Source organism: Lysinibacillus sp. GW823-FHT06C08 (genome assembly GCF_058795135.1).
Genome location: NZ_JBXAHN010000004.1, coordinates 81,499 through 94,518, shown reverse-complemented (window position 1 = coordinate 94,518; position 13,020 = coordinate 81,499). Strand labels below are relative to the sequence as shown.

General features: G+C 37.5%; 13 protein-coding genes. 7 read left to right on the top strand and 6 right to left on the bottom strand.

The window, feature by feature from the left end:
* Positions 1–22: 22 nt before the first annotated feature.
* Complete coding sequence (locus AC1Q6O_RS12135) at positions 23–1,402, bottom strand: FAD-binding oxidoreductase (RefSeq protein WP_090002310.1); 1,380 nt, start codon at positions 1,400–1,402, stop codon at positions 23–25.
* Positions 1,403–1,480: 78 nt separating this feature from the next.
* On the bottom strand, positions 1,481–1,690 hold the full coding sequence (gene sspI / locus AC1Q6O_RS12130) for a small acid-soluble spore protein SspI (protein ID WP_008179231.1): 210 nt from the start codon (positions 1,688–1,690) through the stop codon (positions 1,481–1,483).
* A 188-nt stretch (positions 1,691–1,878) separates the two neighbouring features.
* On the opposite strand from sspI, the gene AC1Q6O_RS12125 reads away from it, so the two are divergent.
* Together AC1Q6O_RS12125 and AC1Q6O_RS12120 are read left to right on the top strand one after the other, a co-directional pair.
* On the top strand, positions 1,879–2,469 hold the full coding sequence (locus AC1Q6O_RS12125) for an RNA polymerase sigma factor (RefSeq protein ID WP_170844094.1): 591 nt from the start codon (positions 1,879–1,881) through the stop codon (positions 2,467–2,469).
* Positions 2,470–2,659: 190 nt separating this feature from the next.
* Positions 2,660–4,810: a bifunctional diguanylate cyclase/phosphodiesterase gene (locus tag AC1Q6O_RS12120; protein ID WP_255319015.1), complete on the top strand. Its 2,151-nt coding sequence runs from the start codon at positions 2,660–2,662 to the stop codon at positions 4,808–4,810.
* A gap of 50 nt (positions 4,811–4,860) precedes the next feature.
* On the opposite strand, the gene AC1Q6O_RS12115 is transcribed toward AC1Q6O_RS12120, so the two are convergent.
* The 3 genes from AC1Q6O_RS12115 to AC1Q6O_RS12105 form a co-directional block, all read right to left on the bottom strand.
* The gene (locus AC1Q6O_RS12115) at positions 4,861–5,052 is read right to left on the bottom strand and encodes an H-type small acid-soluble spore protein (RefSeq protein WP_089985723.1); all 192 of its coding nucleotides are present in this window, start codon (positions 5,050–5,052) and stop codon (positions 4,861–4,863) included.
* Between the two features lie 12 nt (positions 5,053–5,064).
* A complete protein-coding gene (locus tag AC1Q6O_RS12110; protein WP_107922400.1) occupies positions 5,065–5,232 on the bottom strand; it encodes a YfhD family protein in 168 nt (55 codons plus the stop codon).
* Between the two features lie 117 nt (positions 5,233–5,349).
* The gene (locus AC1Q6O_RS12105) at positions 5,350–6,759 is read right to left on the bottom strand and encodes a glycoside hydrolase family 18 protein (protein WP_089985724.1); all 1,410 of its coding nucleotides are present in this window, start codon (positions 6,757–6,759) and stop codon (positions 5,350–5,352) included.
* A gap of 163 nt (positions 6,760–6,922) precedes the next feature.
* On the opposite strand from AC1Q6O_RS12105, the gene AC1Q6O_RS12100 reads away from it, so the two are divergent.
* The 3 genes from AC1Q6O_RS12100 to AC1Q6O_RS12090 all read left to right on the top strand — a co-directional run bounded on the left by AC1Q6O_RS12100 (position 6,923) and on the right by AC1Q6O_RS12090 (position 10,219).
* On the top strand, positions 6,923–8,272 hold the full coding sequence (locus AC1Q6O_RS12100; protein ID WP_090002308.1) for an FAD-binding oxidoreductase: 1,350 nt from the start codon (positions 6,923–6,925) through the stop codon (positions 8,270–8,272).
* A 150-nt stretch (positions 8,273–8,422) separates the two neighbouring features.
* A complete protein-coding gene (locus tag AC1Q6O_RS12095; RefSeq protein WP_090002306.1) occupies positions 8,423–9,214 on the top strand; it encodes an alpha/beta fold hydrolase in 792 nt (263 codons plus the stop codon).
* 27 nt (positions 9,215–9,241) lie between these two features.
* Entirely contained in the window at positions 9,242–10,219 is a 978-nt protein-coding gene (locus AC1Q6O_RS12090) for a sensor domain-containing diguanylate cyclase (RefSeq protein ID WP_008179216.1), read from the top strand.
* A 7-nt stretch (positions 10,220–10,226) separates the two neighbouring features.
* Here the strand turns inward: AC1Q6O_RS12090 and AC1Q6O_RS12085 are convergent, their stop codons facing one another.
* Entirely contained in the window at positions 10,227–10,622 is a 396-nt protein-coding gene (locus tag AC1Q6O_RS12085) for a (deoxy)nucleoside triphosphate pyrophosphohydrolase (RefSeq protein ID WP_090002302.1), read from the bottom strand.
* Positions 10,623–10,818: 196 nt separating this feature from the next.
* Here AC1Q6O_RS12085 and AC1Q6O_RS12080 point away from each other — a divergent pair, with 196 nt between their 5' ends.
* Both AC1Q6O_RS12080 and pheS read left to right on the top strand, forming a co-directional pair.
* Positions 10,819–11,583 carry a TrmH family RNA methyltransferase gene (locus AC1Q6O_RS12080; RefSeq protein ID WP_090002300.1) on the top strand — a complete coding sequence of 255 codons (765 nt, stop codon included), beginning with the start codon at positions 10,819–10,821 and terminating at the stop codon, positions 11,581–11,583.
* Positions 11,584–11,976: 393 nt separating this feature from the next.
* Positions 11,977–13,014, top strand: coding sequence for a phenylalanine--tRNA ligase subunit alpha (gene pheS, locus AC1Q6O_RS12075; RefSeq protein ID WP_089985730.1), 1,038 nt, complete (start codon positions 11,977–11,979; stop codon positions 13,012–13,014).
* Positions 13,015–13,020 lie beyond the last annotated feature (6 nt).

Sequence of the window (13,020 nt, the reverse complement as noted above, 5' to 3'; positions counted from 1 at the left end):
TGGAATCAGCGGTTTCTTATGGCTATAGGGAGAAAATTTTCCCTGGATTCATGATGTTAAGGGGGTCAAGTGCTATCTTAATACTTTTCATGACAGCAAGGGAGCTACCGTGTTCAGTTGCCTGATATCTCATCTTGCCAATTCCAACACCGTGTTCTCCTGTACATGTGCCTCCACGAAGTAGAGCATATTGAACGATGTGCTCGTTGAAGCGATCGGCTGTTGCCTGCTCCTCCGCATCATCGGGATTTAACATTAACAGCGCATGGAAGTTACCGTCTCCTACATGCCCGACAATTCCTCCTGCTAGTCCAACAGTATTTAGTTGCTCCCTAGCATATAAAATAGTTTCTGCAAGCATGGAAATAGGAACACAAACATCTGTCGACATAAGCTTTTTACCAGGATGAGCATGCATATAAGCATAGGCCAATGAATGGCGTGCTTCCCAAAGCTTATTACGTCCAGCATTATCGTGTTCAAACTCAACAGATAGGCAATGAAAGTCCTCAAAAATTTCTGTAGCAAATGCTATGTCTGCATGCATACCTGCTTCATTTCCATGGAACTCTAAAAAGAGTGTCGGCTTTTCGCTAAAGGCAGTGTCATTATAAATATTGGCTTGTTGAATGGAGGCCTCATCGACCAATTCCACCCGACCAACTGATATTCCTGTTTGTAATAATGCTGTGACGGAACTGACAGCATCACCGACTGTATTAAAGACAGCCCGCCCTGCGGTCACAAATTCAGGTATTCCATATACTTTCAGTGTAAGTTCTGTAAAGCAACCAAGCGTACCTTCTGAGCCAACGAATAAACCGTTTAAATGATAGCCAGATGAGGACTTCGCTGCCAAATTTCCTGTATGGATGACAGAGCCGTCTGCCAGTACTACTTCTAAATCGCGAACTTGATCCCGCATCACACCGTAGCGAACTGCAGTAGTGCCGCTAGCATTAGTAGCTGCCATACCACCTAGTGTGGCATCTGCACCCGGGTCCACTGTAAATTGTAGCCCATGCTTTTTTAATTCTTTATTCAATTGTGAACGTGTGACGCCTGGCTGTACTTTTACAAGAAGGTCTTCAGGTCTAACTTCTAAAATAGCATTCATTTCAGAGAAATCAATTGAAATACCATTTGCTATGGGAATTGCATTTCCTTCAAGACTTGAGCCAACACCGAATGGTACAACTGGAACACGTTGTGCATGCGCGACTTTTAAGATGGCACTGACATCAGCGGTGGAACGGGGAAAAACAACGATATCAGGTAAGCTCATCGGATGATGGGATTCATCCTTACCATGTAGCTGTCGTACCGTTTCGTTTGTTGACACTTGTTCTTCTAATAATACCTGTTTGAGTTGATTGATAATTAATTCTACTGCAACAGTCATTCCAATCCCTCCAAATTTTCTGATAAGTAAAACATTATCATGCATTTATTGGAAATGGAATGCATTGCTTATAAAAAATCAGTTTGCAAATGCTTTTTCTAACTTTTGAACGAATGCTTCCTGTTCAGTGGAGCTTGATTGCTTCCACCATTTTTCAAAAAATACCCCAAGTCCTGGCAGTAAATGCTCTTCTCCACGGCTAATGGCATCTTCAACAATGTCTTTAATTTCTGCTGCAGATTGACCGTGTACATTGGCTGTAATCGCATCTCTAATTTGAAAATTCATCTATTTCGCCTCCTTACTAGTAATTTGTCCAAGTATCGTTTTAATATGTACGAAATGCCAAAGAAAATATATCAAATTTACAAAAATAAGCTGTAATTATGATGAATACTGAGAGGAATTTGAACCATATTAAGCGATTAAATGATAAAAGTGAACATTCGATTTCGAGAAATATCCAGTTTAAGATAATGTCACCTAGGAATATTAGACTGTGCATAGTCGATAGGAAGAGACAAGTGACCCTTCGTAACAATCGAAAGCTCACAACTACCCAATCATTTGAGGAAGTCTTGGAAAGCGTGCAACCGATGATTAGCTCTATTCTTACAAGTTTGAGAATTTATAAAGATTATGATTATTATCGTCAAGTAGCGGCTATTGCTGTTTGGAAGGCATGGCTAAAGGCAGATCCATCAAAAGGACAATTATCTGGTTATATTTATTCCGCAATAAAAGGAGAACTATTAAATGAATTAATAAAGGAAAAAAACTATGTAGAGAAAATAGCAATAGTGGATGATGAAACCCTTGATTTTCTTCGTAATGAGCTTGAGCGGGAGGAATATAACTATCCACAAAGTTCCAACTTTCTAGAAGGTTTGATGTGCCAGTTTAAACAGGTAGAAAGGAGCATTTTATACCTATATTATGTAGAAGATCTCAGTGATCAAGACATCGCTAATCTACTAGGTTTTTCAGTAGAAGCCAGTAAAAAAAGAAGGCAAAGAATCATTAAGAAGTTAAGAAATAAGGATTTTGAAGTGAGAAAAAAGCAATAATATATCAAAAGTATGCTAATATTGTAATAAAATGAATATTAGCATACTTCACTTGAATGCATACAAATTACGATAAAAGTGTTATGATTTGTAAGTAGTCAAAGAAAAATACAATTTTACATAAATTATTCAATTGTGATAGTTAAAAATACCTAGCGATTTTTTTACATAGTAGTATGGAGGGTTTGTGTTGGGCAAATGGTTTAATCAGATCGATAAAAAAGAGGTTTGGTACATGGTATTACCATTACTGCTGGTGATACCATTATTAAGTTTTAGCAATCAAATATACGGTGTTTTTCAAGGTGAAATTTATACAAATTTAAAATTGATTATACAAGTATTAATTATTGTATTTACGATGGCAATTGCCATACAATCGTATTTAGTTTTTTCCCACTTACTATCAAATCAAACTTTATACATAGGAAATGTGTTTTTTATTTTAGCATTACTTGAATTAGTCAGTTTATTTTTTAGCCATAATCATTCCATCAGATGGGCCTTTATGGAGGATACTTTACATATATTAATACGTTTTTACTTATCACTCGGCTTTTTATTCATTATTTTATACCCTAAAAAACAATTAACAATGAAGCATCGAATCCTTAGTTATAGTGGTTCTCTACTTTTTGTTATAGCAAGTATTCTCCTAGTATATATCTCACCAAAATTATTGCCAGTGCAATGGATAGATCATATTGATAATATCGTACACCTATTTTCTATTGTTCTTCAACTGATAACGATAAACATTATTAGTAGATTTTTGAAGAAAATGCCAAAGCGTTCCATGTGGCTCATCAGTGCAGCTATCTCGCTCATTGTAAGTGATACGTTTTTCATTATAAGCCAAGATACGCATGCGATATGGGATTTCTCCGCCCTTATCTATCAATTTTTAGCATTTTACTTTTTCTTAAAGGCTATTTATTATACATCTGTTGAAAAACCATTTCAACAACTTTTAAAAATAAAGAAGGATCTTGAACAATCACAACGGGAGCTACAATTCCAAGCCTATCATGACGATATTACACTATTACCAAATGAGCATTTATTACTTAAAACATTAAAAGAAAAATTACATGAAAATGGACATCAAAAGGCAGTCATTGCCATTGAAATTGATCGGTTTGCAGCCATTCGTTCTTCCATAGGGATTAGTCATTCTAATAAAATGATGAAGCTAGTGGCAGAACGTATACAAACGATCTTACCACCGCATTATTTTGCGACCAAACTACAAGAGGGCCAATTTGTCATTTATATTAATCATGTAAAGACAATTGAAGAGCTATTACAATTTTGTTTGAATTTAAAAAGTGCTATGAAAAAACCTTTACAGGTACAATTATTTTCGTTAAATGGCAATTTAAATATGGGAATAGCCTTACAGGAGGAAAAATGGACGGGTGAAGAGCTATTGATGCATGCCCAATTAGCGATGCGAGAGTCTAGACAAATACCACAAAGATTTCTTTTCTATAAGCCATACATGTCTAAAGGAATAGCAGAACGTATATTGTTAGAGCAAGATTTACATAATGCGTTAGCCAATAACGAATTTTATTTAGATTATCAACCACAGGTAAATTTAAAAAGTGGTGCGATTGAGTCAGTTGAAGCATTAGTGCGCTGGCAACATCCAAATCGAGGATTTGTGTCACCTGAAATATTTATTCCGATTGCAGAAGAATGTGGTCTCATTATTCCTCTTGGCAAATGGATATTAGAAACGGCCTGTCAGCAAGCGAAACAATGGGAAGAACAAGGATTACCTCCAATCAAAGTGGCTGTTAATCTTTCACTTGGACAATTATTTCAACAGGATTTAGTTGAAATGGTGGGTGAAATATTACAGCGTTCGAAATTAGATGCTCATTATTTGCAATTAGAAATTACGGAAAGTATGACAATGAATATTGATCAAATGACACAGCTTCTGCATGAATTAAAGGCGCTAGGTATTCAAATTGCAGTCGATGATTTTGGAACAGGATATTCATCTTTATCCTATTTAAAGGATTTTCCCATTGATTGTCTAAAAATTGACCGTACTTTTGTGAGAAATGTTCAACATAATCCAAATGATGAGGCTCTTGTGTCGATGATTATTTCGATGGCGAAGCATTTACGCTTGAAGGTTGTGGCGGAGGGCATCGAAGAGGTTGAGCAGCTGTCGTTTCTGATGGAAGGTGGATGTGATTATATTCAAGGTTATTTATTTAGTAGACCGATTTCACCTCAGCAAATTTCGGAAACCTTTCATGATTTGCACCACCATGTAGATGAAGTCTTAACGCAGCTTCAATATAAAGAACATTATAGTATGTAAAGTAATGCAAAGAACCTGCTTAGGTAAAAATGAAGCAGGTTCTTTCCTTTCTAGTGAACGAGATATTCTTCCTTAAGTTCGGATATATCCACATCTGAACTTTCCCCTAAAGAACGACGTAGGAGAACAGTCGCTGTTTTCTCATCAGCATGGATTTTATCGATCCAAACGGAAACGCCATTATAGCTCACTTCATATTCTAACGGTGAGGCGACAATTTCATGTGCACGTTGAAAATCCAACTGAAGCCCCCCTTATTTTTGCTTCTTATTGTGCTGTTTTTGCGTTACTGTATTTATCAGCTCCATGAACTCTTGAGAAAATTCCTCACTAATCTTATTAGGGGCGATTTTCTGGTTTTTTGGCGTTTGAGGTAATGAACCTTTATTGTTACTTTGACCTTGTTTATTGTCTCTTCCCATGTGAGTTGCTCCTTTCAAATTGGTATATCTTAATATGGCTCTGAAATGAGTTTTTTATCATGGGAAAAAATCGGGAAATGTAGCATATCTTTATTAGTTGCGTGCACAATAAAAAAATTAAGGCTTTTTTATAGAAAAATTTTCATTTAAAAGTACCCAATTTTGTGGGAATGGGAAACCTAAAGCCCAATAACTAATTCCTCGAAGATTGTATTGTTTGACCATGTCAAATTTAGCTTGTGCACTTCTCGCATCTTCAAACCATACCTCATGATTTCTTCCTTGTTCATCGACATAACGATAAAATGGGGATTGCGCTGTTTGGTCATATTGGATGGTGGCACCATATTTAATGGCTCGATTAAGAGCCTCCTGTGGACTAAATGTCTCGGCTTCTTGACCTTTGACATGAGGTAATAACCAATCACGGGCATAGAGCTCAAAGCCTAATAAAATTTTATCCGCAGGCATTTCTGTAAGTGCATATTCAACAACTCTTCTCATCTCATTAATGGGGGAAATGGCTTGAGGAGATCCAAAACGATATCCCCATTCATACGTCATCAAAACTACAAAATCTGCTATTCGACCATGTGCCTCGTAATCATGTGCTTCATATAACGTTCCAACTTGCGTTGCACTGGTTTTAGGTGCGAGTGCAGTTGATACGAGATAACCCTTTGGATGTAGCATATCCACTGCTAATTGGATAAATGCATTGTAATTTTCTCGATCAGCAGGCAAAACATTTTCAAAATCAATATTCAAAACTTGATAGCCCTTCTCTTGCATCACCTGTAAAACATTATTCATGACTTTGACACGCAACTCTTCATTGGACAAGACAACATGTGCCAAATTAGAGCCTTCTTCTGTTGAAGTAAAATTAGTGAGTGTTAACATAGGAATGATGTTTTTAGCCTGTGCAGCTGCTATCATTTTTTCATCATTTATAGGCTGTAATGTACCGTCTTCCTTCATCTTATAAGCAAAAGGACTAAAATAAGTAAGTAGATGACCAACAGCATTAATGGAATCAATTGCTTCCTCAGGTGGTTGGTAAGAATAAGCATTTACTTCGATAAGTGGTAATTTTCTAGGGATGATTAATTGAGCACCAACATAAATCATATTAGGGTTGTTAATATGATTTGCAGCAATAATTGCTTGGATGGTCGTATCATAATTTTGAGCTATTTGCCATAAAGTTTCACCAGGCTGCACAATATGAACGACTGGTGGAATAATTAATTTAGTGCCAGGTGTTAACATATCAGGGTTCGTTAGATGATTGTCTGCAATGATTGCTTGTAGCGGAACGCCAAATTGTTGGGCAATCGACCATAATGTATCTCCGCTTTTCACGGTATAAGTGGTATACGATGAAGGGATAACAAGTGATTGTCCGATGGCTAATTGATCTGGTGTAGCTAACGCATTTAACAGGGTAATAGATTGCACAGATACCCCATAACGATTGGCAATATACCAAAGCGTTTCCCCAGCACTTACTACATGAATAATCATAGAACACCTCCTAAATGATAGTTCATTACTGCATCATATGATTCAAATGATGAAATGAGTATTTTATAAGAGATATGCAAAAGCTTAAAGCTTCAAATTCTTTCCCTAGGATACCTAGCATAGGATATGACATAAATTAGATGTGATGGGGAAGGGGTTTAAGGTGAAGAAAGCGAAGCTTACAGGTAGAATCGTTACTCCTGAAGATCCGAATTATGAACAAGCGCGGACGAATAATAATTTAAATAATTCCAAGTATCCGAGTTTAATTGTATTTTGTCAAAGAACAAAAGATGTGGTCAATGCCATAAAATGGGCAAGGGAAAACAATGAACCTTTCAGGGTTCGCAGTGGCCGGCATAGCTATGAAAATTTTTCGTTATTAAATAAGGGTCTTGTTATTGATATAAGTGACATGAATAATATCGCTATTAATCTCCAAGACATGTCGGTCAAAATCGAGGCTGGTGCCAATTTAGGAAAGGTATACAGAGAATTATGGGAAAAAGGTGTAACGATACCTGCTGGTACAGAAAGTAGCGTTGGCGTAGTTGGCTTAACCCTTGGTGGAGGGATTGGCATGCTGTCACGACTTTTTGGGCTAACTTGTGATAATCTCCTCGAAATAGAGATAGTGATTGCAAGTGGACAGGATGGTGCCAAAATGATCCAAGCAAATAGGCAACACAATAATGACCTTTTTTGGGCCAGTTGTGGTGGCGGTGGTGGGAATTTCGGTATTGTCACTTCATTAACATTCAAGCTCCATGCTATCAGTGAAGTTTCGCTCTTTTCCATCACATGGGGATGGAGTGATTTTGAGCTTGCTTTTGATACATGGCAAAAATGGGCTCCATTTACTGATAGTCGTCTGACATCACAAATTGAATTAAAGACGAAGGAAGTTGGGGAGATCGTATCTCAAGGAGAATTTGTGGGTTCCACAGCGGAATTAAAAAAACTTCTTCGACCATTAAGAAAGGCAGGTTCACCAATAAATATATGGATAAAGGAAGTACCCTATATAAAGGCAGTAGAATTTTTTGATCTACCAAGTGGTAATCAACCAATGCTCTATAAAAGATCAGGTTCTTTTATTGAGAGACCGCTTCCTTTTGAGGCCATTAAGAGAATGAAGGAATTTTTAACGCATGCCCCTAATCCAAATACGACAATTTGGCAGCAATCCTTAAGAGGAGCCGTCAGTGAAATTGCTCCAAATCACACAGCCTATTTCTACCGAAATGCCATAATGGCTCAAGAATACAATACCTCTTGGAAAAACCCAGATGATGAAAGGCAAAATATAAAATGGGTGGAGGACATACGGAGGGCTTTATCTCCATATACCACAGGCGATTATGTCAATTTCCCCGATCGATTTATTCAAGATTGGCCAACAGCCTATTATGGTCGTAATTTTAGAAGGTTGAGAGAAGTGAAAACAAAATATGATCCATTTAATGTATTTCAATTTCCGCAAAGTATTCCGCCTATTAGCAAATGGTTATAGTCTATAAGATGAGCAGTATGCGGACGCATTGCTGCTCTCTTCTTATAGTGAAAGCATGTCCAATCTATAAGTGGAAATTAATCTTGATAATTACAGGACCAAAGGTCACAATAAAACTATTACATATATTTCTAAAAAGGAGTTAGCAGGATGGAAAATATTGTTGTTCGTAATCATGTGAAAGTAATTGGACAAGGAGATCAACCGATTATTTTTGGACATGGTTTTGGCTGTGATCAAAACATGTGGCGTTTTATTACGCCTGCATTTATGGACAAATATAAAATTATATTATTCGATTATGTCGGATCTGGAAGCTCAGATAAAAATGCCTATACATCAGAGAAATATCAAAATTTGCAAGGCTACGTGCAAGATTTATTGGATGTTATTGAATCTTTAAAATTACAGCAAAGTATTTTTGTAGGGCATTCTATTAGTTCTATGATTGGATTACTTGCATCCATCAAACGACCTGAATACTTTAAAAAATTGATTATGATTGGACCTTCTCCGTGTTATTTAAATGATGGTGAATATATGGGTGGATTTGAGCGTAGTGATATTTCGGAATTATTAGATATGATGGAAATGAACTTTGCTGGTTGGGCAAGTTATATGGCTCCTATCGCAATGAGCAATCCTGAAAATCCAGCATTAACGGATGAGCTCAAACAAACATTTAAATCTGCAGATCCTGTCATTGCGAGAGAATTTGCCGAGGTAACATTTTTATCGGATCATCGAAATGAATTATCAAAGGTAACAGTCCCAGTTTTAATTATCCAATGCTCTGAGGACAGTATTGTGCCTATAAGTGTAGGAGATTATTTACATAAACATATTAAAGGCAGTACTTTTAGCTTAATGGAAGCGAAAGGACATTACCCTCACATTAGTCACCCAAATGAAACCATCCAGTGTATTACGGGTTTTTTGTAGGGAAGAATAATGAAAGGATTATTGTAAATGGAACAACGACTTAATGATGCGCCATGTGGTTTTCTTTCCATCACTCACGAAGGAGTAATTGCAGAGGTCAATCACACCTTATTAAATTGGATAGGCTTTGAGCAGGTAGATTTGCTGCAACAACATCTAGAGGTACTTCTATCTACTGCTAATAAATTAATTTTTCACTCGTATTTTTATCCGATGATAAATTTAGAACAGCAAGTAGAGGAATTGTTTATTCATCTCAAACATAAGGAAGGGATGGCTATACCATTTCTAATGAATGCTAGATTGTACAAGGAAGATACGGTAGAGCGAATTGATTGTATTTTAGTCAAAATGCAAAAGCGTATTGATTATGAACAAGAGTTACGTTCAGCTAAAAAGCTGCTAGAGGCAGCCTACCAAGAAAAAGAACAGGCATTAGCCAATTTGGAGCAAATTCATGTAGAAATCGAACAACAACAGGCAAAATTATTAGCCGTGAATGCTACTTTAATTGAATTGTCGGAGACAGACAAACTTACGGGTTTGAAAAATAGAAGATTCTTTCAAGATAAACTTGAACAACAGCTCAATAGTTATTATGAATCAGCTAAGCCTTTCTCACTATGTATTCTTGATATTGACCATTTTAAAAAAGTTAATGATACGTTTGGACATCAAGTAGGTGACGATGTTCTTGCTCAATTGGCACAGCTATTAACACAACGAGCGCGTAAAGAAGATACCGTTGCTCGTTATGGTGGTGAGGAATTTGTCATGATTTTACCGGAAACTGAGATTGCCGCAGCAAAAGAGTTAGGGGAGCAAATTAGAAAAACAGTTGCGTTAGATCATTGGCCAGCTGGTCAGGTGACGATAAGTATTGGAATGGCAACCGTCACATCAGAAGATACTGGTACGACATTGCTAAAAAATGCGGATGATGCCTTGTATGCATCGAAAAAAAATGGTCGTAACCAAGTGACTCATTTTTTTGATATGAAGTAAATATGTGTTATGGCTCCGCTAATAATTTTTCAATGGAAGGTAAATCGGCAGGTGCAAAAGAAAGCTTAAGCAATTGCTGACGAGGAACCCATTTTGCTTCAGCGTGTTCCAATATTTGTGGAGTACCTTTAATAATAGTGGCTAGATAAGTTTCTAGGTGAACAAAAAATTGTTCGTATTCATAAAGAGTTTTGGTCACTGGCTCACCAACTTGAATGACGCAGTTGAATTCCTCAAGGATTTCTCGATAAAGTGCTTGCTGGGGAGTTTCGCCGGGTTCAATTTTACCGCCAGGGAATTCCCAATAATTAGCGAGTACCATATGGGCATTTCTTAAAGCACAGAAAATTTCTTGTTGATCATTTTCAATAATGGCACCAACTACATGTATTGTTTTTTTCATCCTGATCACCTTTTTTCTCGATACTGTAAAATTATTACAAAGTATGTATCATTATAACATGGTGGAGTTGTTAGACACAGCATTAAAATTACACTTGTCCTAGAAAAAAACAGTTTTCTCACATAGCTATGAAATTTAGTATTTACTAAGGTATAATAATGGTCAATATATAGGAAAAAGGCGGTAAGAGGTAGCAATGAAGAGAATCGAATCTACGCAAAATGCGCTAGTGAAATATTGGAAAAAATTAGCGACAACACGAAAAGAACGGGAACGATCAGGTGAATTCATAGTGGAAGGCTTTCACCTTGTAGAAGAAGCATTAAAAAATAAAGAGCAAGTCCTGCAAATTATTGTACGTGAAGGTGTAGATTTACCGATGCTATGGCCAATTGATGGCATTGCTATTGTAGAGGTGACGTCAGTAGTAGCGAAGGAATTTGCGGAAACAGAAACGTCACAAGGTGTTTTTGCTATTTGTAAACAGCCTGCATTAGAGGAGGAAGTAAAGGCATCTTGGCGTAAAGTGTTATTGATCGATGCTGTTCAAGACCCAGGCAATATTGGGACGATGATTCGTACAGCCGATGCAGCTGGATTAGATGCCGTTATTTTAGGGAAGGGCTGTGCCGATGTCTACAACCCTAAAACGTTACGAGCTGCACAAGGCTCACATTTCCACATCCCTGTAGTACGTGAAGAGTTAACGGAATGTGTAGACTTTTTACAGGCTCAGGGAGTTCCAGTATTTGGTACGGCATTGGATGAAGACGCCGTGCCATATAGCGACATTCAGCATACTGGTGCATTTGCGATTATTATGGGGAATGAAGGTAGTGGTATTCAGCCACAGCTTTTAGCAATGACAGACCAAAATATAATCATTCCAATTTTTGGTCAGGCTGAATCACTTAATGTAGCTGTAGCAACTGGTATAGTTTTATATGGTTTTGTGAAATAACTGACAGAATCATGCGGGTTTCCGCTAGTTGCCCCTTGATTTGCAACTGATCGTTATTGTATAATCAATTCTAAAATGTAAGTTTAAATATGAAATGCTATGACCGGGAAGTAGTAAAGATTGTGAATGGACGACAGGGAGCGTGTGGCCGGAGATTGAGAGCCAACGCCGTACCGATGCAATTTTGAATTCAGCCCGCGAGCAGCTACCGGGACCAGCTTGATGCTGTAAAGGTAAGCCGGCTTTATCAAGTCGTTATGTGAATGAAGTGATTGTAAGGATATTGGCCTTGCAATAACTAGGGTGGTACCGCGAATATGTCCTCGTCCCTTTTTTAGGGGCGAGTTTTTTTATGCCTAAAAACAGGCGTTAATTTTCTAAGGAGGTTTTAACATGGAAGAGCAATTAAAACAATTAGAGCAAGAAGCACTTGCTAAAATTGAAGCAGCAGCAAGTCTAAAAGAATTAAATGAAGTACGTGTTGCATATTTAGGGAAAAAAGGACCTATTACTGATTTATTAAAAGGAATGGGTAAATTATCAGCTGAAGAGCGACCAAAAATGGGTGCTTTAGTGAATAATGTTCGTGAAAACGTAACGGCAGTATTAGAGTCAAAAGTTGCTGTACTTGAAGAAGCGGCTATTGCTGAAAAATTAGCAAGTGAGTCGATTGATGTTACTTTACCTGGACGTGAAATAAAAGTAGGGAATCGCCATCCATTGACACGTGTCATTGAGGAAATTGAAGATTTATTTATTGGCATGGGCTATGAAATTGCAGAGGGTCCTGAAGTAGAGAAGGACTACTATAACTTTGAAGCATTAAATTTACCAAAGGGTCATCCCGCTCGTGATATGCAAGACTCGTTCTATATTTCCGAGGAAATATTATTACGTACTCATACATCGCCTGTACAGGCTCGTACTATGGAAGCTAAAAAAGGTGAATCTATTCGTATCATATGTCCAGGAAAAGTATTCCGTCGTGATAATGATGATGCCACGCACTCACATCAATTTATGCAAATTGAAGGTTTAGTAATTGGCGAAAATATTCGTATGAGTGATCTAAAAGGAACTTTAGATACTTTAGCAAAAAAAATGTTTGGTGCTGAACGTGAAATTCGACTTCGTCCGAGCTTCTTCCCATTCACAGAACCATCTGTTGAAATGGATATCTCGTGCTTTAAATGCGGTGGTGCAGGATGTAACGTATGTAAGAGCACTGGCTGGATTGAAATACTAGGCGCAGGTATGGTTCATCCAAACGTCTTAGAAATGGCTGGCTATGATCCGAAGAAAGTTTCTGGTTTCGCATTTGGTATTGGTGCAGAGCGTATTGCCATGTTGAAATATGGTGTCGACGATATTCGACATTTCTATACGAGTGACACTCGTTTCTTATCACAATTCGAGCGAACAGAGGCGTAAGGGGGA